The sequence below is a fragment of the Flavobacterium terrisoli genome, from assembly GCF_030167905.1.
Classification (GTDB): domain Bacteria; phylum Bacteroidota; class Bacteroidia; order Flavobacteriales; family Flavobacteriaceae; genus Flavobacterium; species Flavobacterium terrisoli.
In genome coordinates this window covers 189,193-211,175 of record NZ_JARGNA010000009.1, presented here as the reverse complement: position 1 = coordinate 211,175, position 21,983 = coordinate 189,193, and the positions used below count along the sequence as shown (strand labels likewise).

At 38.7% G+C, this 21,983-nt stretch carries 20 protein-coding genes; 3 read left to right on the top strand and 17 right to left on the bottom strand.

Annotation, left to right across the window (positions count from 1 at the left end; genetic code table 11):
* Positions 1-2: 2 nt before the first annotated feature.
* Positions 3-644, top strand: a complete 642-nt coding sequence (locus P1K33_RS14075; protein ID WP_284653628.1) for a hypothetical protein — start codon at positions 3-5, stop codon at positions 642-644.
* On the opposite strand, the gene rlmH is transcribed toward P1K33_RS14075, so the two are convergent.
* The 8 genes from rlmH to P1K33_RS14035 all read right to left on the bottom strand — a co-directional run bounded on the left by rlmH (position 638) and on the right by P1K33_RS14035 (position 11,639).
* Positions 638-1,111 (bottom strand): 23S rRNA (pseudouridine(1915)-N(3))-methyltransferase RlmH, encoded by a 474-nt coding sequence (gene rlmH, locus P1K33_RS14070; protein ID WP_284653627.1) that lies wholly within the window; start codon positions 1,109-1,111, stop codon positions 638-640. The genes P1K33_RS14075 and rlmH overlap by 7 nt on opposite strands.
* A gap of 7 nt (positions 1,112-1,118) precedes the next feature.
* Positions 1,119-1,859: a shikimate dehydrogenase family protein gene (locus P1K33_RS14065; RefSeq protein WP_284653626.1), complete on the bottom strand. Its 741-nt coding sequence runs from the start codon at positions 1,857-1,859 to the stop codon at positions 1,119-1,121.
* 3 nt (positions 1,860-1,862) lie between these two features.
* On the bottom strand, positions 1,863-3,260 hold the full coding sequence (locus P1K33_RS14060) for a tetratricopeptide repeat protein (RefSeq protein ID WP_284653625.1): 1,398 nt from the start codon (positions 3,258-3,260) through the stop codon (positions 1,863-1,865).
* A 138-nt stretch (positions 3,261-3,398) separates the two neighbouring features.
* Complete coding sequence (locus P1K33_RS14055; RefSeq protein WP_284653655.1) at positions 3,399-4,592, bottom strand: aspartate aminotransferase family protein; 1,194 nt, start codon at positions 4,590-4,592, stop codon at positions 3,399-3,401.
* A 42-nt stretch (positions 4,593-4,634) separates the two neighbouring features.
* Complete coding sequence (locus P1K33_RS14050; protein ID WP_284653624.1) at positions 4,635-6,284, bottom strand: OstA-like protein; 1,650 nt, start codon at positions 6,282-6,284, stop codon at positions 4,635-4,637.
* 151 nt (positions 6,285-6,435) lie between these two features.
* Complete coding sequence (locus P1K33_RS14045) at positions 6,436-8,931, bottom strand: T9SS type A sorting domain-containing protein (protein WP_284653623.1); 2,496 nt, start codon at positions 8,929-8,931, stop codon at positions 6,436-6,438.
* A gap of 11 nt (positions 8,932-8,942) precedes the next feature.
* Complete coding sequence (locus P1K33_RS14040; RefSeq protein WP_284653622.1) at positions 8,943-9,704, bottom strand: LytR/AlgR family response regulator transcription factor; 762 nt, start codon at positions 9,702-9,704, stop codon at positions 8,943-8,945.
* Positions 9,705-11,639 carry a tetratricopeptide repeat-containing sensor histidine kinase gene (locus tag P1K33_RS14035; RefSeq protein ID WP_284653621.1) on the bottom strand — a complete coding sequence of 645 codons (1,935 nt, stop codon included), beginning with the start codon at positions 11,637-11,639 and terminating at the stop codon, positions 9,705-9,707.
* Between the two features lie 235 nt (positions 11,640-11,874).
* On the opposite strand from P1K33_RS14035, the gene P1K33_RS14030 reads away from it, so the two are divergent.
* Positions 11,875-13,755 carry an alpha-amylase family protein gene (locus tag P1K33_RS14030; protein ID WP_372508259.1) on the top strand — a complete coding sequence of 627 codons (1,881 nt, stop codon included), beginning with the start codon at positions 11,875-11,877 and terminating at the stop codon, positions 13,753-13,755.
* Between the two features lie 54 nt (positions 13,756-13,809).
* Here the strand turns inward: P1K33_RS14030 and P1K33_RS14025 are convergent, their stop codons facing one another.
* The 4 genes from P1K33_RS14025 to P1K33_RS14010 all read right to left on the bottom strand — a co-directional run bounded on the left by P1K33_RS14025 (position 13,810) and on the right by P1K33_RS14010 (position 16,566).
* On the bottom strand, positions 13,810-14,337 hold the full coding sequence (locus tag P1K33_RS14025) for a hypothetical protein (protein ID WP_284653620.1): 528 nt from the start codon (positions 14,335-14,337) through the stop codon (positions 13,810-13,812).
* Positions 14,338-14,409: 72 nt separating this feature from the next.
* Complete coding sequence (locus P1K33_RS14020; protein ID WP_284653619.1) at positions 14,410-14,934, bottom strand: DinB family protein; 525 nt, start codon at positions 14,932-14,934, stop codon at positions 14,410-14,412.
* Between the two features lie 19 nt (positions 14,935-14,953).
* Positions 14,954-15,319, bottom strand: coding sequence for a nuclear transport factor 2 family protein (locus P1K33_RS14015; protein ID WP_284653618.1), 366 nt, complete (start codon positions 15,317-15,319; stop codon positions 14,954-14,956).
* Positions 15,320-15,582: 263 nt separating this feature from the next.
* A complete protein-coding gene (locus P1K33_RS14010; protein ID WP_284653617.1) occupies positions 15,583-16,566 on the bottom strand; it encodes a manganese catalase family protein in 984 nt (327 codons plus the stop codon).
* 392 nt (positions 16,567-16,958) lie between these two features.
* Between P1K33_RS14010 and P1K33_RS14005 the strand changes: the two genes are divergently transcribed.
* Positions 16,959-18,146 (top strand): PAS domain-containing sensor histidine kinase, encoded by a 1,188-nt coding sequence (locus tag P1K33_RS14005; RefSeq protein WP_284653616.1) that lies wholly within the window; start codon positions 16,959-16,961, stop codon positions 18,144-18,146.
* 190 nt (positions 18,147-18,336) lie between these two features.
* Here P1K33_RS14005 and P1K33_RS14000 read toward each other — a convergent pair whose 3' ends face one another.
* The 5 genes from P1K33_RS14000 to P1K33_RS13980 form a co-directional block, all read right to left on the bottom strand.
* The gene (locus P1K33_RS14000; protein ID WP_284653615.1) at positions 18,337-18,936 is read right to left on the bottom strand and encodes a YIP1 family protein; all 600 of its coding nucleotides are present in this window, start codon (positions 18,934-18,936) and stop codon (positions 18,337-18,339) included.
* Between the two features lie 121 nt (positions 18,937-19,057).
* A complete protein-coding gene (locus P1K33_RS13995; RefSeq protein WP_284653614.1) occupies positions 19,058-20,329 on the bottom strand; it encodes an adenylosuccinate synthase in 1,272 nt (423 codons plus the stop codon).
* A 36-nt stretch (positions 20,330-20,365) separates the two neighbouring features.
* Positions 20,366-20,971, bottom strand: a complete 606-nt coding sequence (locus P1K33_RS13990) for a hypothetical protein (RefSeq protein WP_284653613.1) — start codon at positions 20,969-20,971, stop codon at positions 20,366-20,368.
* Between the two features lie 12 nt (positions 20,972-20,983).
* Complete coding sequence (locus tag P1K33_RS13985) at positions 20,984-21,436, bottom strand: Fur family transcriptional regulator (RefSeq protein WP_284653612.1); 453 nt, start codon at positions 21,434-21,436, stop codon at positions 20,984-20,986.
* An 82-nt stretch (positions 21,437-21,518) separates the two neighbouring features.
* Complete coding sequence (locus tag P1K33_RS13980; RefSeq protein WP_284653611.1) at positions 21,519-21,977, bottom strand: YdeI/OmpD-associated family protein; 459 nt, start codon at positions 21,975-21,977, stop codon at positions 21,519-21,521.
* Between the last annotated feature and the right edge of the window lie 6 nt (positions 21,978-21,983).

Sequence of the window (21,983 nt, the reverse complement as noted above, 5' to 3'; positions counted from 1 at the left end):
TAATGAAAAAGATTGCCTTATTTATAGTTTCAGCCTTAATGATTTCGTGTGGCGAAAAGAAAGAACTCCTATTGCCTGTCGCCAAGGAAACCCTTGTAGCCGACATTAAGGAACATTCGCAGATTGATTTCTTCTTTAAAATTGAAGAAAGAGAAGAATCAAAGGATACTTTAGTTGAAATAAACCGGGTACATTCGGATAACAGTGAGATTTACACATTTAATGTTGATAAACGTTTGCCATTGCGAAAAGTGATTTTGGAGCTCAAAAAATTGCAAACTATTAAAGAAGCGAGTAAAAATGTCAAGGTGAATTCTCAAAAGTATTTTGCTTATACCGATACCGTAAAGAAAGCTTCGGCCTTTATGCCGTTTACCAAAATTCATTACAAACTGGAAAAACCCGATTTCAATGTCGTGCATTTTCACTTAGACCGTAATGATTTGGTTCACCAGAATGAATTGGTTTTTTCTAAAAATCAATTGGTTGAGTTCATTGATAAGCTGCCAAATCATACCAAAATCTACTTTTCCTTTGATAAAGGCATGTCATTTGGGAAATATCTGGAGTACAAATTCTTTATCAAAAATCTGGAGATTAAAAAAGGAATTACGGTAAACAGAACCCGGGAATATATCTACTGATGATGATAGGGTTCGTTGCGAAGAATCGTAAAACCTCTATATAACTGTTCGATAAAAAACAAGCGAACCATTTGATGCGAAAATGTCATCTCAGAAAGCGAGACTTTGCCTTGTGCCTTTTTGTAAACTTCCGCACTGAAACCATACGGTCCGCCAATCACAAAGACTAAGGTTTTAACACCCGAATTCATTTTCTTTTGTAAATAATCTGAGAAACTGACGCTGGAGAATGTTGTGCCGTTCTCATCCAATAAAATCAATTGGTCTGTTGGTGTCAATTTGGCCAAAATCAATTCGCCTTCTTTTTCTTTTTGCTGTGCTTCTGAAAGGTTTTTGACGTTTTTGATATCGGGAATAATCTCCAAATCAAATTTGATGTAGAAAGACAAACGTTTGGTATAATCGTCAATCAGCGTTTGCAACGCTTTGTTATCGGTTTTGCCAATGGCGATTAGTTTGATGTTCATAACAAATTTATTTATTCCAGATCTTCCAGGCTTTCTCGGCTTGTAAAACCAGCATTTCATAACCGTTTTTAGTTATTGCGCCTTTTTTCTTTGCTTTTTTCAAAAATTGGGTTTCCTCAGGGTTGTAAATCAAATCGAAAGCAATGTGCTTTTCGGTAAAAAAGTCATACGAAATCGGTGGAAAGGCTTTCGTATCCGGACTTGTGCCTAGTGGCGTACAATTGATGATAATATGATAATGGTCGAAAGTCGTTACGTTGATTCGGTCATAGTCAATCATGCCTTCTTTTTCCTCACGGGAAACATAAGTATACAGGATTCCGAGTTGGTCGAGTGCAAAAGCCACGGCTTTGGCAGCGCCACCGGTTCCGAGGATCAATGCTTTTTTATGATGCGGTTGGAGTAGTGGTTCCAAAGATTTCATGAAGCCATAATAATCTGAATTGTAACCTTTGAGTTTTCCTTTTTTGGTAAAACGAATGACATTGACAGCACCGATTTGTGCCGCAGTTTTGGACAATTTACCCAAATAAGGAATAACCGCTTCTTTGTAGGGAATCGTAATATTCAATCCTTTTAAATCGGGATTGTCGGCAATAAGCGTTGGGAATTCTTCAATGGATTGCAGGTCGAAATTTTCATAGGAACAATCGACAAGATTGCCCAAAGCAAATTTTTCGGTGAAATACTTTTTGGAAAACGAATAGGAAATGTTTTTCCCGATTAGACCATACTGTCTTCTCGACATCTATTATTTTTTTATATGTTTTGCCATATAATCCTGTACCGATTGTCTTTCCCAAACCATTGGAAACAATTCTTCCAAAATAGTGTTGTGTTTAGCATTCAATCGCAAACCATTATTTAAGTGGAAGTTTCCTTTTTCTTCTTCGTGCAATGACAAATGCAAACCTGCCAAACGGTATTCGATTTCGCATTCTTCCGGGAAATATTCTGCGGCTTGGATTAAGGTCAGAATGGCATTGTTGATTTCGCCCATGTTTTGCATCATGTCTACCCAGAACAACCAAGTGTCCAATTGGTAGTCGCCATGTTCAACAGCTTTTCTATAACCAAATTCGGCTTCTTCAAACATGCTCATCGCTTTGTTGATGGTCGCATAACGTTTCCAGTATAAACGATTTTGGTCATCAATGGCCAAGGCTTTGTTGACATAGAATAACGCTTTTTGGAAGTTTTTCTGGCGTACATAAAAATCGGTAATCGCAATCCAGCCTTTGTCTAAAAGCGGATCTTCGTGTACGGTTTTGTTAAAGTATTTTAAGGCTTCTACTTTGTTGCCCAGTTTTTCATAACATTTTCCGATGCGCAATAAGGCATATGAAGTTGGGTCGTCCAATTCAATGGTACGATTATAACTTTCAATAGCATCTTCGTATCTTTTTAACCGTTCCAATGATTTTCCTTTCTCAAGATAGGCACCAAGGAATTCATCATCTATATAAGTAGCAAATTCGAATGCACGAACTGCATTTTCATAATCTTTTACGCCATAATACAAACGACCTGACTGATGCCAAGCAATTTCGCTGTATGGATTTCGGTCGATATAGGTTTTTAGGTATTCAATGGCTTCTAAGTTTTGGTCTAAAAATTCGAAGCAATACACTACATTATAGAGTGCTGATTGGTCTTCGAAGTCTTCTTCCAAACATTTGATAAAGTTTTCTTTGGCCAATTCAAGGTTATCCATAAAAAGATACTCCATTCCAATTAAGTTATACACATCGGCATAGTCTTCAGTGTATAGAAGTGCTGTCTGCAATAACTCAACGGCTTGTTCGTGATCGTCTCTTTTAGAATATATATTGGCTTTTTGGATAAAAATTTCTTCGTTGGTTGGCTCAATGGCGTACAATTCGTTTAATAACTTTTCTGCCTGATCCAATTTGTCATCGTATACCAGCATTTCTACCTGAACCAATTTTAACCCGGTAGATTTCGGGTGTTGTTCCAATCCTAACTTCAAGGCTTTTTTGGCCAGAGTAGCTTTTCCTATATCGAGATAATGCAGTATGATTTCCTCGAATTCCTCTGAATCGAAAAATAAGACTTTGTTGGTTTTCAACATTGATTCAAATTTCGCTAAGGATAAGTTGTAATCTTCTTCGTCGTGGTCTAGGTGCATACTAGTAGGTTTTAAAATTATCCTTAATAAAATTATGGAAACGCGATTCTTTTTTTAGTCGGACCAGTTTATTGTTGTAAACAATTTAATTAACAATTTTTTGATTCGAATTTTCTTATCAAATTGAAACTGAAATATTTAATTTCCAATTTCAGACGCCACTTCATTCATAGCTTCGATGATGATGGCGCAACCTTCCCTGATTTCTTCTTCAGAGACAGTGAGCGGAGGAGTAATTCGGATGGCACAACCTTCAAATAACAGCCAGAATAAAATAAGTCCTTTGTCCTGGCATTTAAAAATCACTTTATTGGTAATTTCGGGGTCTTTGGTCATCGCCGCCAGCATTAAGCCTCGGCCTCTAACTTCCTCTATCAAAGGATGTACCAAAAGTTCGCGGAATATCTTTTCTTTTGCTAAAGATTCTTTGGCGTAATCTTTTTCCAATACTTCTTCTAAAGTAGCCAAACAAGCTGCCGCAATGACAGGATGTCCGCCAAAAGTGGTAATATGTCCGAGTTTGGGATCGTGGCTCAACAAATCCATGTGTTTTTCATTGGCAATGAATCCGCCGACAGGCATACCACCGGCCATTCCTTTCCCTATGATAACTACGTCGGGAACGACATTATAGTTTTCAAAACCAAACAATTTTCCGGTGCGGCCAAAACCCGGTTGGATTTCGTCTATAATCATCAGTGCGCCAACTTCTTCGCAGCGCTTTTTGACTTTGGCCAGGAAATCATTTTTGGGTTCGATAAAACCCGCGCCGCCTTGAATGCTTTCTAAAATAATCCCAGCGGTTTTGGTAGTGATTTTTTCTAAATCGGCTTCGTTATTAAAGGTAATGAAATCTACGTCGGGAATCAACGGTCGGAAGATTTGTTTTCGCTCTTCAAATCCCATAACACTCATCGAACCCATCGTGTTGCCGTGATATGCGTTGTGACAAGAAATCAGCTGACTTCTGCCGGTAACACGGCGCACAAGCTTTAACGCACCTTCACAGGCTTCGGTTCCGGAGTTGACCAAATATACTTTGTTCAGACTTGGCGGTAAATTCTCGACCAACAATTTGCAATAAGCCACTGCCGGATGTTGGGCATATTCGCCATACACCATGACATGTGAGTACTTATTCAGTTGATCAATAATCGCCTGGTTTACGCGTGGATGCTGGTGACCCAAACTGCAAGCCGAAACGCCGGCCACAAAGTCGAGGTATTTTTTGTTGTTGGTGTCGTATATATAGGAGCCAATCGCATGTGACACTTCCATACCCAATGGATACGGTGAGGTTTGCGCTTGGTATTTAAGGAAATCTTCTTTCATTGTTGTATTTCTGTCTGTCATCTGCCTTCTGCTAACGGGCTTTTATTTCACCATGGGCTTTGGGTTCTTCTTGTCATATTCCAAAGTTTCCTTGCTCGGTTCTAAAGGTTTGTCTTCTTTGGCCATTTCGGCTTTTCGGGCTTCCTGGATTTTGGTATCCAGTTCGTTTTCTTCCGGAGGGAAAATATCATCCTTGGATTTTATGCGTTCGTCACCACGCCAAATGAAACCGCGAAGTTTCCTTGCATTTTCGGGCAGTTCTTTTTCGGGATAAATATCGCCGTCAATTTGGTTGAAATTGGTTATGGTTTCAATCGTGTTTTTATCCAAAATCATATTGATTTTACTGCTTACGCTTTTGTTGATGCCAATCAGTTCCTGTTGGTCATTGCGCATATAATAAATGACTTCGGTGTTTTTGATGATATCGACTTCCCGGAGTTTGTTGTCGGCAAATTTACCATAGAGATTTTGTCCCTTGACCTGATTGTAACCTGTGCCGAGTGTGTCCTTGGAAATGATAAAGGCATTATTCAATACTTTAAGCGAGTCGAGTTTTTCGGTTTTGTTGTTGCCAATCAGATGCATTACATCACCGGTCATTTGGTTTTCGTAGTTCCAAAGAATAGGATTCTTGATTAGTTTGGTCAAACCGGTTTTCTGGTCGGAATGGATAGAATCACATTTGCCGCTCATATCGGTTTTGTAGAAACGCACATTGTTAAACGCTCTTACAATGCGCTCGCCCGGTTTTCCGGTAATGAGCATTTTTTTGCCGTGAACATACATCGAATCATTATCTACCAAAGTAATAGCCACCGCTCTTTTGGTGATCATTATTGAATCTTTCAGCGTTTTCAGATTGCGGTAGATTTCGGCATAATGGCCTTTAATCAAACCTTTATTGATTGAATCAGTAATCTTTACATTGTTTGTTGCCGAAGCAAATTCCCGATTTCGGTCATAATACAAACTGTCGCCTTCGATGCGTCGGTCTTTGTATTTGATATAAGATTTTCGTTTGAAATAGGCCAGATTCTTTTTGGTATCATAAAAACCTTTTTCGGTGTAAATGTAATTCTCCTTACTGGTAATCGTTGATGGACCGAATAAATAGGAGTGACCCGAATTGGTGTAGTAATCCAAATGATTCGACTTGATGGTATATTTCGGATTGGTAATCGTTACTGCCGTTAAGAATTTAAATTTCTTTTCGTTGGCATAATACTTTCCTGCTTTGCTGACTAGGGTGTTTTCCTTATTGGTTATTTTCCCGTAAGAATTGTAAAAAGCTTCCTGTGTGTTTCGGTCAAAGTTAATCGTATCGGTAACCAAAGTCGATTCGGGAGAACGCATCACTACGTTTCCGGTAGCGTAGGCTTGTTTCACTTGTCCGTTGTATTCGGCATATTTGCTGTTGAGGAAAAGCGTGTCGCCTTGAACCATCTGAACATCGCCAAAAGCTTTGATATAGTTTTCCTTTTGGAAGAAATAAGCCTTATTGCAGGTGAAAACTACACCTTCGTGTCTGATTCTAACGTTACCGCGTAACAACAGCGCATCCGGTATTTCTTCTTGATTTCTATCGGCAAATTCGGAGTATTCGATGTCTATTGGCGTTGTTTTTTTTTGTGCTGTAGCAATATTCGCCACCAACAAACAGAGTCCGATGTAAAAAAGTAACTTTTTCAATGGTTGAATTTTGAGCAAATTTATGAAAAACGTGCCAATGATTATGGTTATTAAGAATTATTTATCAATGTTGGTTTTCATGGATTTGCACCTAAAAAAAAGCGCAAACCATTTTCAGATTTGCGCCCTTTCACATAATTAACTTCCAATCTTATTCTTTAACTAATTTTTCCACTTTGCTGCCATTATTGGTATTGATTTTTAAGAAGTACAATCCGTTTTGTCGACCCGATATATCAAACACGGTTGTGTTGGAATCGGCCAAATCAGTTTGCAGTATCCTTCCCTGTATGTCATACAATTCGATTGAGTTTATGGTAGAATTACATTCGATGTTGATGATTGAACTCGAAGGATTCGGATAGATTTTCACACTATTGTCCAGGTGATGAACGGCATTGCTCAAATTGGAGAACGTTGTCTGGGCATTATTGGTTGAAATCGGCGCATTGTAATCGAAATAGATTTTGGCTGATTTGGTTACAAAATCACCAGCTACCAAAGTGTTTTTTGATTTGATTTTGAACAGCACATCGCCATGGCCTCCGACAGGCGGCGTTCCGGCAACGGCAGCCAAATTGATGTTCTGGAAAATAAACTCTACCGTGTTTGCGGTTACTCTGGTGTAACAGGCATGAGATGTATTTTGCAATTGAAGACTATTGATGTCATATTTTGAAGCGTCAATCACATCTTTTACAACCACATTTTGTGCGGCGAAGTTTCCGGTGTTTTCAAAATTTACCGCATAGTGAAGATAGTTTCCGATTTGCGTAGTGGAAACATTGGCACCTTCAATACAAGCGATGTTATTTGGGTCAAACGCGCCAACAACCGTTTGGTTAAAAGCAAAAGTATTGTCTGCCAAAACTTCATCTGCAGCAGTTGGATTTATGGTTGCTCCAAAATTCAAGACATCTCCGATATTCACGGCCGGAGTTTCAACCGGTGAATTGATGTTTAGCGTTACGACAAAGCTTCTGTTTTCAAATGGCGGAAGATTAGTATAATTCCAGGTTAAACTTCCTGAGGCAACTGTGTTTGGCGCTGTCGTTGCAGATACATAATCTATTTTGGCATCATTAAAAGTAAAATTCACATTACCTGAAACGGTTGTGTTTCCTTTGTTTCTGTACACTATTCTATAGGTTGCATCAAATCCCGGACGCGCTGGTGTAATAGGTTCAATCACAACTTCTAAATCCTGGTGCGATCCGTTGGCGGTAATACAGAAGTTTTGTGTTGTCGTATTGTTGTTATTGTTGGCAAAAGGAATTGTTGCTGTTGTTGGAGCGAAAGTAAACCAGGTCGGATTTTCTACTACAGGAGTTAAAACAAAACTTCCGGCCTGTGTATAAAATTTATACACTCCGGCAGCATTGGTAAAGGTGGCGCCTTGATTGGTACCATCGTTGATATTGACTCTGATATTCGGCTTCACTGCATCCGAAGCATCGCAGCCATTGCTGTTTGAATCCAGTCTGATGGTTCCGGTGATGGTATTGTAATTGCCTCCCGGAACAAAAGAACAATATGAATTGGCTACAACGTTGGTCAGATTGGCATTGGTCAAAGCGGTTTGAATTGCAGTAACCTGACCATCATCGACACAGATAAAATCCAGATTCGGGTTGTTGTCCAGAATTGTGGTTTCGTTTTGACCGTTTTTTTGATACACCGTTTGAAGCTGCGGATTGTTGGGATACCACAAATAAGTCAGGTTATGTAAATTGGATACATCCAAAAAAGAAATTTGGGTGTCGCCAACAATCAATGAGGTAAGATTAACCAAATTGGATACCAATATTGAGGTCAACGGATTGTAGCTGCAACGCAAATCAGTAAGGCTGGTCAAAGCTGAAACATCAATAGAAGAAATATTATTATTGCTACAATCAAATAAATTTAAGACTGGGCAATTCAAAACCACTAAATTACTCAGTACAGGATTTTGATAGACCTGCAAAACGCTAAGATTTGGCATATTAGCAATAATAAGCATGGACAATTGACTATACCAAACCGATAAATTATTCAAACCCGTACATCCGTCAACATTCAAATAAGTCAAACTGTTTGAAGTGACATTAATGCTTTGCAAAGTGCTGCAATTGCTGGCGTTTAGGTAAGTCAAATTGTTGTGACTAACCAAAATATTATACTGTAAAGCACTACAACCCGAAACATCCAAATGACTAAGATTTGGAGTGTTGGTAAATTCGAGAGAGGCTAATTGATTCAACCCGGAAAGGGTTAGCGAGGTTAAAGTGGCATTGTCGCTGCAACCAAAAAACGTTAAGGTTGTCATTCCCGTAAGGTCAATCGTAGTAATTTGGTTGCCGTTACAAGTGAATTGTTCCAGGTTCACAAACGCCTGAACACCTGTGACATCAGTGACATTACTGTTGTCAACCACCAAAATGCTGATGTTTGCGGCTTCACTGAATTCGATTTGCCCGTTCATGTTTTGATCCACGGTTGTAAAATTCCCCAGTAAGTCCATAACAAAAGGTGAATTGATAATCGCTACCCTGAAATTATCATCGGGAAAGGGAATGATTTGCGCATTGGCCATTCCGGAGAAAAACAGCATTAGGAGTAGTATTTTTTTCATAGGGTTGGTTTTTTTAGTGGTAATAGTTTTCATGATTCAGTTTTTTAGAGTGCCTTAATCAGTTCTTGTAATCGTTCTTTTTTGCTTTGCGCGATGCTTATTCGGGTATTATCGGCCATAATCACATAACCGCCATCCGATTTGATATAAGATTTCAGATAGGAAAGATTGATCAAATGCGACTGATGAATGCGTTCAAATCCGTGTTCGGTCAATAATTCTTCATATTCCTTGAGTGTTTTCGAAATCAAAACCGGTTTGTGATTCTTGATGAAAAACTCAGTATAATTGGCTTTGGCTTCGCAGCGAATGATATCCGAAACTTCAAAAAGATGAATGCCATCGCTGGTCGAAAGTGCAATCCGCTTAAAATTGTCCACCTTTTTTCTAATGTTTTCCAGCAACAAATCAATATGCTCAAACGAGTTGCTTTTACCAACAGCATCTTTGATTTTGGCAATCGTGTTTTGTAATTCTTCAGGATCAACAGGCTTCAACAGGAAATCCAATGCGCTAAACTTAAATGCTTTCACCGCATATTGTTCGTGCGCCGTGATGAAAACAATATGCGCGGTGGTTTTGCCTTTGGTTTGGGCCAATTGTTCCAAAATGTCAAATCCGGTTCCATCCGATAAATGGATGTCGAGGAAAATCACCTGCGGTTGTATCTTCTCCAGCAAAGCCACGCCGGTTTTTACACTTTCAGCCTCACTGATGATGTGAATCTCATTGGTATATCGCTCCAAAAGCGCTTTGAGTCCGGTGCGTAAATGTTTGTCGTCGTCTATTAGTACTGCTGTAATCATCTATTGTATATATTGTATCGGCAATCGTAAAATTACTTTTGTCCCTGTGATTTCGTTGTTTTCTTCTAACTCCTGAATGTCAATTTGTGCCGATTTTGAAATCGTAGCTTCCATGATTTCCAGGCGTTTTTTGGTAATCTCCAATGCCATCGATTTGTGTGCCTGCATCGAGTTTTCCTTCATCTTTTTCGATTGGGAAATCCCAATGCCATCATCGGTAATGGTGCAAACCAACTGACCGTTTTCAACATCAAACATCACGTCAATTTTCCCTTTGTCTTCTTTGGGCACTAAACCGTGCAATATAGCATTTTCAACAAAAGGTTGAATCAACAGCGGTGGCAATCCCATGTTAAATTCCACTTTGTCACTCGATTGGATGTCAAAATCAAATTTGTTGTGGAAACGAAGCTGCTCCAATTCCAGATAATTCTGCAGGCTTTCAATTTCTTTGTCTATAGGAATCAGCGAACCTTTGGAATACTCCAATGTCAATCGCATCAGCTTTGAGAATTTGGACAAATATTTCAAAGCAGAATCGGTTCCGTTTTGCACGATAAAACTCGAAATAGAACCCAGGCAATTGAAGACAAAATGCGGATTCATCTGCAAATGCAATGCTTTTTGCTCGTATTCGGCGACTTCTTTCTGTAACGTCAAACGTTTTTTAACCTGACCTCGATTGTAGATTAAGAAAATCAATCCAATCAATAATATCACGCCAAGTATCGAGAAAACCAGGAACTGTGTTTGTCTTTTGCTTTGTTCTGCCAAAAGCGCTTCGCGTTTTTTGTATTCAAAATCCATTTCCGCCTGGACAAACTTTTTGTTGTTTTCCAGATTGGTAATGCTGTCACGCGCTACAACATATTCCTTATAGTGTGCCAATGACGCCGCCGGATTGTTGAGTTTGTCATACAATTCGCTGAGTAACTTTTCAGAATGGAATATCTGGTCTAAAACGCCTATTTCTTTTGCATAGGCCAATGATTTAGAGGTAAATTTCATCGATTCATTATAGTTGTTTTGGTCATAATACAATTGGCCCAAATTGTATAAAGCCAATGAAGCGCCAAACTTATTCTGCAGCGATTCATACATCGTCAGTGCCTGATTGTAATAGCTTATCGCTTTCGAAGTATCATTTTGCTTTTTGTAATAATCACCTAAATAATTGTTCAGTAGGGCATAACCGCGAAGGTTGTCCGATTCCTTAAATAATTTTTCGGCTTTTTTATAGTATTGCAGTGCTTTCGCGAGATTGTTTTGCTCAAAATAAATCACCCCAATATTGGTCAGCGTCACCGGAACGGTTAGCTCACCGATTTCCTCCTGGATTTTTAAGGCTTTATGGAAGTATTCCAAAGCTTTGGCTTTGTTTCCCTGGGATTTATAAACCACGCCAATATTGTTATACGCTTTGGAAACACTGCCTTTTTGGTCAATCTCTAAATAAAGATGCAGGGCTTTTTGATAGTTTTCAAGTGCCGCATAATAATTGCTTTCCTGTGAAAAAATAACGCCTAAACTTGCATAGCTTCTGGCCAAACCGTTTTTAAAGGTTTTGTTGTTTTCCTCTTCTTCAAGCAGTTTTTCGAAAATATCTTTGGCGTTGCCAAAACTCTTTTTGGCATTTTTATAATCTCCCGATATGATAAAAACATTGCCTTCGTTTACAGTTCCATTGGCCAACCCACTGTGGTAACCAATTTTTCGGGACAATCCTTTTGCCTTTAAGGCATAATATAAAGAAGAATCAGGATAGCTTTCCTTGAATTCAAATGCCAGTTGGTTGTAAATGTTTACTTTAGAAGTGTCAATTTTGGTTATGCGAATCACTCTTTTCAAGCTGTCGATAGTCGTGTTTTGTGAATAGCTTTTGGTCCCAAAAAGAACACTGCAGGTGAGTAACGCTAATTTTAAAATTGTTTTCAAGTGGCTTTTGTTTGATTTCTTAAACAAATATAACCCAAGTTTTCGCTATAAAAACATCGGGTTTTTATTCACAGGCTTTCGCTTATTATTAGCTCGTTTTGGTTTATTATCGCAAAAATGCAACTATTCTGGCTGTTAAATCTTCCAAAAGAAATGGCTTTTACGTTCTCTAAATTCAGCTATTTATTTATATTTGTGACTGGTCTTGCCGCTTTAACCGACCAAGAGAAATGATATGAAAACAAAACTATTAATACTATTTGCAATAGCCTGTGCCGGAAACATGACTTTTGCCCAAAAAACAACTTTTTCTACTATGAATAAAAAAGCTGAGGTTGCTGAGCAGCCCAAAAAAGCTGTGGTGTACCAAGTCTTTACCCGATTGTTCGGAAATAAAAATACAACCAATAAACCTTGGGGAACCATTGAAGAAAATGGCGTTGGAAAGTTTAATGATTTTACGGATAAAGCGTTGCAGGAAATTAAAAAATTAGGGGTAACCCATATCTGGTATACCGGTGTACCGCATCACGATGTCATCAGGGATTATACCAAATATGGCATTTCCAATGATGATCCCGATGTAGTAAAAGGTAGAGCCGGTTCTCCTTATGCGGTAAAAGATTATTATAATGTAAACCCAGATTTGGCGGTTGATCCGGCCAAACGTTTGCAGGAATTTGAAGCCTTGATTAAGCGCACGCATGCCAATGGACTTAAAGTGATTATCGATATAGTTCCGAATCACATTGCGCGTAATTATAAAGGATTGACCAATCCGAAAGGCGTAAAAGATTTTGGTGCCGATGACAATACTTCAGTTGAATATGCCCGCGATAATAATTTCTATTATATCCCAAATACACCTTTTGAAGTGCCAACTTCACCCGATTATAAGCCTTTGAATGGCGAAATAAATCCATTGAGTGATGGAAAGTTTACTGAGTTTCCGGCGAAATGGACCGGTAATGGTTCGCGTTTAGCAAAACCGGATATCAACGATTGGTATGAAACGGTAAAAGTAAATTATGGTATCAAACCCGATGGGACAAAAGATTTTCCAGAGTTGCCGGCAGGTTATGAAAATAAAAGTTACCAAGACCATTTTCAGTTTTGGAAAGGTCAAAACGTTCCGAGCTCCTGGAAAAAATTCCATGACATCGCCTTGTATTGGATAGCAAAAGGTGTTGATGGTTTCCGTTATGATATGGCCGAAATGGTACCGGTTGAGTTTTGGAGTTATATGAATTCTGCCATCAAAATGAAAAATCCGAATGCTTTTCTTATGGCTGAGGTTTACAATCCAAAAGAATACCGAAACTATATTAAGCAAGGAAAAATGGATTACCTGTATGACAAAGTGGAAACTTATGATCATTTGAAAGCTGTGATTCAGGGTAATGCAATGCCGGATCCGTTGAGTGAAATTCAGGAAGGCATGGGCGATATCGAACACCATATGCTACATTTTTTAGACAACCACGACGAACAACGTTTGGCCAGTCCCGAATTTGCGGGAACGCCCGAAAAAGGAAAGCCACTGATGGTGGTTTCGGCTACGATAAGTTCGTCACCAACGATGATTTATTTCGGACAGGAAGTAGGCGAGGCAGGCAATGAAGATGCCGGTTTTGGGAAACGTTCGCGTACCAGTATTTTTGATTATGTTGGCGTTCCAAGTCACCAGCGTTGGATGAATGGCGGTTTGTTTGACGGTGGTAAATTAACACCGAAAGAAAAGGAACTCCGTGATTTTTATTCCCGCCTATTGAACTTTACTTTGAAAAGCGATGCGCTGACCGGGAAGTTTCAGGAAATACAAACGATTAACAGAAATGAAACACCCCAATATGCACCGGGATTGTATTCTTATGTTCGTTATACAGACAAAGAGAAACTAATTGTGGTGGCCAATTTCTCCTGGGTAACTTCGAGTACGATTCAACTTAGGGTGCCCATGGAAGTCTTAAAGAAATGGATGCTTAAATCGGGCGATTATACTTTGACCGAACAATTGTATGGCGGAAAATACATGATGCGGATTGAGAATGGTGTTGGTTTGATAAAGCTAACGGTTAAACCAAGCCAGTCGCTGATTCTTAAATTGGAATATTAAAAACAAAACCCCTTTCGATTGAAAGGGGTTTTTGCTTATTTTTCTTTTATGGGTTTAGCCTTTTGTTTTAATCACATCACGTACAAAGGTGAATGACGGAGCATATTTTGTAAAATTAGAATGTTGAGAGATGTTCACATCTTTTTTTACGGAGCAATAGATGACGTCGAGTACATTTTCATAATTAGGAATTACAATTACATATTCCTTATCAAGAATAAATGCTTCTTTTGTTTCCCAATATCGTTTCATGGTTGAAAAATCGGTTATGCGACCAAAAATAATGGCATCATTTTCCTTAAATGTCGCCGGGCGGTATGATCCAACGAGCATTGTTCTTCCACTGATTTGGGCAAACACAGAAAAATTATCCTTTATTTTACTTGAAATCCGGATTTTTCCGTCCTCAACTTTAGGCGTTATGGTATCTGTCTTAGTCACAAAAAAAATCCGAACATTTTCAATGGAAGCTTCGGTATTGTTTTCATAATATTTGACGATAATTTTCTTTTGCGCAAACGAAAAACTACAGCAAAACAGTAAACAGGTTAATAAAATTCTTCTTGAAAGTAATAGGTTCATAGGTCTTTTTAAAAAGTTACAGAGTTCGGGAAATGCTTTGGCGAATGTAGGAAAAAATTGTTTCTCATAATACTATTTATCCAATATCGGAAGGTATTCCCGCCACGGACCTACTTCGATCTTATATTGTTTTGCCATAACCCGGCATATTTGAGCGATATGGCCTAAATCATGGGCTACCCAAGTGGCTAATAAATGCTGCAGCGTCACGGTTCCAAAGACCGGATGAATTCCGGCTTGCTGCAAATCTTCCGCGCTTATGTTTTTAGATTTTAAGATTGCTAAATTCTCTTTGCGCAACTGTTCAAACTCTTCCAGCAATTGCAAAATGGTTTTCCCTTTGCTTTCTTCGAATTGGGCAAAGCGGTCAAATGGCGCAAAAGTCTTGGCAGCGGAATTGGAAAGTATGATTTCGGTGCGGACAATCCAGTCGGTTTTTTCCCCGTGAATCAAATGTCCCATCACATCGAATGGGCTCCAGGTATTTTCTCCTTCATTGTTTTGTATCCAATCATGGCTGATGCCGTTTAAAAGTGAGTTTAAAACCTGCGGTGTGCGTTCGAGGATTTCTATGGAATTGGTTAGATTGAAGTTCATAAATTGATTTTAATTTTTTTTATCCTTTGACATAAGCGAGTTTCTCCGCCACTTTTCCATCGGTTACTTTAAAGACATCTACGCCTCGCAAATGCCAGGGTTGTCCGTCTTTCATTTTGCGGTACACCCAGCGCACCACACAGCGGTTTTCAGTAGCGAAAATCTCTTCGGCCTCAAAATGGGCATCCGGACTATTGATGAAAAACTTCTTCCAGTATTCACGGACTGCAGCTGCACCTTCCAAACGGGTTCCATCGGGCATTGGCGCAGTATTTTCAAACACACAGTCTTCGGTCATCCAGCGCATCACTTCGGCGGCATCGTGACGGTTAAAGGCGGCGTTGAAATTTTCTATTACACTAAGGGTTTTTTCGGTTTCAGTCATTGTGGTTGGGTTTAGTGAATTGCAACAACTAAGATACAAAAGAGTAGTGTATCTGAAAAGAAAAAACAAAACCCTTTCTGTGGGAAAAGGGTTTTGCTAAAGACCTAACCTCTTTTAAAATGGGTTAGGTTAATTGTTTAAAGGGGTATGCTTATTCCGCCCGGTAAATGTCTTTCAATTTATCATCAAACAATCTTGTCCATTGTGAGGAATGGACAGGTGCTTTGTTTGATTTTGTCTTTTCCATTTTTTACTTTCCTTAATTATGATTTATCCTTTTTGCCCTCTTTTGATTTGGCTTCTGCTTGGTCTTCATAAACAGACCAACTCATAATACCGTTTTTAGGAAATGTTGCTCTATCTATTTCTGCTTTGCGCTCTGCACTCAAGGCTTTGTTGTTTTCTTGAACGGTTTTTTCTGTTCTATCAGTTCCTTCCGCTTTTTCATCAAGTAAGCCATTGGTTTGTTGCACATGTTCAATCGGATTGTGTATAAATTTCCATTCTTCATTCATCTCCGGACTTTTACCTTCATTCCAAGGGCCGAAGTGTTCTTCGCCATTAGACATGTTGAAATATTTGTTGCTGTATCGTGGATCACTTTGTAAAATACCCGGCGGGAAATTGGGTTGAATATTGTCTAACGCTGCTTGAAACATCTGAAAGTGTGCCACTTCTCGAGTCATTAAATAGCGCAAAGATTCTTTGACATATATATCATCGGTAAATTTCATTAGGTTTTCGTAAACCATTTTGGCACTGGTTTCGGCACCAATATTCAAACGAAGATCAGCTGTTAAATCGCCCATTCCCATAATATAAGTCGCACTCCAAGGATTTCCTACACTATCGGTTAGAGTTGGCGTACCGCCGCTTACTAAGAAGAACTGCGGATTGATCATGGCTTCGTGTATGTAGTTTTCTTTTGCCGCTTTTCCATCCAACACTAAGGTTAAATCAGATTCGTCGGCAGCATTTTTTAATTCACCGTTGACGCCTGTGAGCAGCATTTGAACTGTGGCGCCTACGATTTCAAGATGGCTAAATTCTTCGGTGGCAATATCCATTAGCATATCATAGACTGCCGGATTTGCTTTTCGGCAACCAAACGCCTGAACAAAATATTGCATGGCTGCTTTGAGTTCTCCATTGGGTCCGCCAAACTGCTCGAGGAGTAATTTTGCGAAGCGTACGTCGGGTTTTGAAACCCTGGCATTGAACTGTAATTCTTTTACATGATGGAACATAATTATATATTTTTTAGAGCTTGAGCAACATGTAAAAAGTTTATCACCCAATGGTTATATCACAAAAGTATTGCGTTTCATCAAGGGGAGTGTGATATAATTGTGGTCAAGATTTATATGATTCCTACTTTCGGTCTAATAGAAAAATAAATAAAAGTTTTGGTTAAAGCACAGGTTGATTGTCAAATAGCTCCAAGACTTAGTCATCGATGTAAACCAGTATTCGCAGTTGTTTTTGAATGCAGGTTGAGTCTAATTCCTAATTAACCTTAAAAGTAATTTTACAACATATAAAAATAGTTATACAACAGTTAAACTGCTGATAGCTATAAATTTGCCTTGTGGATTTTATGCATAAATCCAATCGGGTTATTATAAAAAAAATAGGGGAAATGCAGAAAACAGATAAAATACTTAAAGAACAATATGTACCGAGTGCTGAATTTTACAGCCAAGTAATAGACAGTTTACAGGATTACTCCATTTTTACAGTGGATACTAAGTTAAATATTAACAGTTGGAATTCCGGTGCTACACAAATATTTCAATATGAAACAGATGATATTATAGGAAAGCCTTTTGAAACCATTTTTACAGAGGAAGATAAAGAAAAGGACATACCCAAAAAAGAAATTGAAACAGCTTCAAAAAAGGGGCGATCTAAGGATGTAAGATGGCATGTCTGCAAAGACGGAACAACATTTTATGCGGATGGTTTAGTATTTCCGTTGAAGGACAACAAAAACGAGACCATAGGGTTTGTAAAAATATTGCGGGATATCACGGCCAAAAAAGCAGCAGAAGATGCTGTTAAGAAGTATGCCAAAGAACTCGAAGAACTTAATGCACACAAAGAAAATGTGCTGGCCATTTTGTCTCATGATTTAAGAAGCCCCTTGGCAGCGATTATCCAAGGTGTTGAATTTTTGGAATTAAATATTGATACCATGGAAACTCCTTTTGTCAAAGAGTTGCTGCAGGAATTCCAGAAAGCGGTCGTAAATGAACTGGAGATGTTGGATTATTTGGTAGAATGGGCCAGGATAAAATATGCAGCCGAGGCCTTTGCTCCGACAGAAATCCAACTGATAGAGTATGTTGAAAAGGTTTTTAAATCCTTGAAAGAAAGTGCGGCCATCAACATGATACATTTGCACAATCAAATTGAAGAACACAATAAAGTGTTTGCCGATGAGAAAATGCTGATTTCCATTATCCAGAATATAGTTTCCAATGCCATAAAACATTCACATAAAGGCGGACAAATCACTTTATCGGCTAAAAAAGGTTACGGAATGATGATTGTGGAAATAAAGGACACCGGCACCGGAATGTCAAAAGAAACACAGGATACACTATTCACCCCACAGGTAAAATCGCTCTCCAGGGCGGTAGAAGAAAAGCAGGGAATGGGTATCGGCCTGTTACTGGTAAAAGGTTTCCTCGAAAAAAACGGAGGCCACATATGGGTGGAAAGTACCGAAGGAAAAGGCTCTTCCTTTTATTTTACCTTACCTCTCAATAAGCCTGCAGATAAAATGGATGTTTTTGGTGAAGTCAAGACTGATGACAGTAGATAAACTTGGTTTTGCCTCGAAGCTCGTTTTAAAGTTTGGAAATGCTGGAAAGTTGGTTTTTTGAGGGGTTTTGGGGGTACGAAAAGCACGGATTGCAAATCCGCGCCATCGGGTTTTAAATTATTATGTTTTAAAGTTACTGTTCTATAAACTTGTAAATATTTAAATAGCCTTCGATGCCCTTTTTAAATCACTATTTTAGAACTTCAACAATCCCGATTATGACAGCAGCTATCGTCAAAAAGAATAGCAAAGGCAGAAATACATTTAATGTCGCTTTTGCCATCGAAATTTTTTGAATCACAGACAATCCGATGATAAACATGATAAGACTGTAAACACTAAGCAGGATTTGTAACGCCAATGAAATGTAAAAAGCAAAATACTCAAATGAATAATCGACTATAAATATGGATGACTGAAACATTTGATTTTCAAAAATTATGATTTGGAATAACAACACAACGAGCGAAGTAATCAAAGGAACTGAAGCATAGGCTATAATTTCAACAACATTTTTAGTCGAAATTTTACTGTTAATCCAGCCACTGGTCCAACTCACTAAAGCGGCATATATATAAAATGACAGCCATCCAAGCAAGGCTCCCATAATTACCGAAAATAAAATTACGCTTCCAAGCTCCCATTTATCGCCAAGATTCTTAACCATGGCTCGGTCAAATGAGCGTTCAATACCAGCCAGCATCAATAAAATGATAATATGATTTTGATTTTTTACTGAAGAAAAATCGCTAAAAAAATCCCGAGGATGTAAAATCAATTTTTGTAACATGCACTTATTTTTTGATTGATATTGAATTGTATTTTCACAGAAGCTAATGTAATATAAAATAGCACAAAAAAGGAAATTGTTAAAATTAAAAAACCCTCTCATCACTGAAAGGGTTTCTATATTATCTCGTAATCGTCTGTTTCCTATCTGGTCCAACCGAAACAATCTTGATTGGTACTTCGACTTCTTTTTCTATGAATTCGATATAGGCTTTTAATTCTGCCGGTAAGCTATCAAAAGTAGTCAAACCGGTTAAATCCTGTGCCCAACCTTTGAATTCGGTGTAAATTGGCGTTACGTTTTCTTCTTCGATATTATAAGGCAAATGGTGAATCACTTCGCCTTTGTAGTTGTAAGCGGTAGCCACTTTCAAGGTATCAAAGCCCGAAAGCACATCGCCTTTCATCATCATCAATTGGGTTACGCCGTTGATTTGGATCGCATATTTCAAGGCTACTAAATCCAACCAGCCGCAACGTCTTTTTCTTCCGGTTACTGAGCCAAATTCGTTTCCTACTTTTGCCATCACATCACCATCTTCACCAAAATCTTCCGTAGGGAATGGTCCCGAACCTACACGCGTGGTGTAAGCTTTGAAAATCCCATATACTTCCTTGATTTTGTTAGGTGCAATACCAAGTCCGGTACAAGCTCCGGCAGCGGTAGTATTGGAAGAAGTGACAAAAGGATACGTCCCGAAGTCCACATCGAGTAACGAACCCTGAGCGCCTTCACAAAGAATAGATTTACCTGCTTTTTGGGCTTGTGCCAAATATTCTTCGCTGTCGATAAAGTTTAATTTTTGCAAATCCTGAATTGCTTCAAAGAATTCTTTTTCCAGTTCCGGTAAATTGTATTGGATAGCTACATCATAGAAAGCAATCATGGCTTCATGTTTGTCAGCCAAAGCTCTATATCTTTCCTTGAAATCAGCCAATTCGATATCGCCTACACGCAATCCGTTACGACCGGTTTTGTCCATATACGTTGGGCCAATTCCTTTTAAGGTCGAACCAATTTTGGCTTTGCCTTTGGCCGCTTCAGAAGCTGCATCCAGCAAACGGTGTGTTGGCAAGATTAAATGCGCTTTGCGCGAAATGATGAGTTTTGATTTTAAATCGAGGTTGAATTTCGCCAGGCCATCGATTTCACTTTTGAAAACTACCGGGTCAATTACGACACCGTTCCCGATAATGTTAATGTTATTGCTGTGAAAAATCCCGGATGGAATAGTTCTCAAAACGTGTTTGATGCCATCAAATTCTAAAGTGTGTCCGGCGTTTGGTCCGCCCTGAAAACGAGCAATAATGTCGTATTTTGAGGTAAGTACGTCAACTATTTTTCCTTTTCCTTCGTCGCCCCATTGTAATCCGAGTAGTAAGTCTACAGTCATTGTGTTGTATTTAATTGTATTGTTGTAGTTGTTGTTTTATTGGCCACCAGTTACGATGAGTTCTAATTTAGATTTTACAGCTGCTTCCCAGTTTACCATTTTTTGAAGATACTTCAGGGAATTTTTATCCTTTATAAACTTATCTTCAAGCGTTATTATCGGTTCACTCTTTGTTGCATATTCATTGATATTAATATTGCCAATGTATGTTATTTCTCCTTTTTTTACTTCAAAAGGAATGGAAAATCCCGTTAAATCGTTATCCATTCCATCATACAAAACTCCCAGAGCGACGAGCCTAAGCATTGGAATGTCATATTGCCCGGGTGGTTTTTCGAATGCAAAAAGATAGGTGCGACCTTCGTCAATTTCACCATTATGCTTTGTTTTGAACGGCTGTGGTTGGAGGTATATTTTACCAAAGCTTTTCCACTTTCCATCCTTCAAACGTTTTATCCAAAGCACATATCCATCAAATTGCATTTTAGCTTCAGGAAATGTTATGCTTCCGAAAACCAATCCGTTTTCGCTGTAATCCTTGTGAAATCTAATAGGTTCATCAGGGAGTAACTGCGCATGGCAGTTTGCGGAAAAAAATAAAATAATTAAGAATAAAAATAAAAGGCGTTTGTGTAATTGCATAGTGGCTATTTTCTATTCTTTTTTATTGGCATAGAAATACAAAGAATGATTGTGGATATTAATCCCAAAAATTTCTTCGATGGTTTGTTTGATGGTTTGTATTCTCGGGTCACAAAATTCTATCACTTCACCGGTATCGGTCATGATAATGTGATCGTGCTGTTTATCGAAATACGATTTCTCGTAATGTGCCTGGTTTTGCCCAAATTGATGTTTGCGAACCAAACCACAATCCAGCAAAAGCTCAATGGTGTTATATAAAGTCGCACGAGATACGCGATAGTTTTTGTTTTTCATCTTGATATACAAATTCTCGATATCAAAATGTTCTTCACTATCGTAAATTTCCTGAAGAATTGCGTAACGCTCAGGCGTTTTGCGATGTCCTTTGTTTTCCAGATATATCGTAAAAACGTTTTTTACGATCTCTTGATTTTTAGTATTATCGGATGCAATTAATGTCATGGGACAAAGGTAATTTTTTTGTTTAAGGTTTCAAAGTTTTTAGCGTAGTAAAGTAGTTAAGCTACTGAGTTACTAAGTGGTTTCACTGTTTTTCGAGTTTGTCCATCGTTTTGGCAATTCGGGTGATTTTCTCGTCTTCGGTTTTGGCGGAGAAAATCCAGTCAGTGATTTCTTTTTTCAGTTTTTCCGGATAAGCCTCGAACCGTTGCAGCAGCTTCGGTTCTTCACGAAGGCAAACAAGGAAATCTTCCGGGATTACCATCTGTGGTTCATCAAGGAATAAGACTAATTTTACGGTATCGCCCTGTTCTTTTTTGATGGCTTTCCTGATTTCGGCCTTTACTGCAAGGAAGGTGCCTTTTTTCATTGCCCAAATATGAAAATCCTTTAGTTCGTAGTCGTCAATAAAACCGCGGACGCGCACCGTGCTGTTCTTTTTTTTCGGAAGATGCGTCATGACAGGCATCGTGATAAAGGTCCAGCTGCCTTTGGTTTCCGGTTTTTCCAAAACGCAATAATCATCAAAGATAGGCTGATCCATTATCTA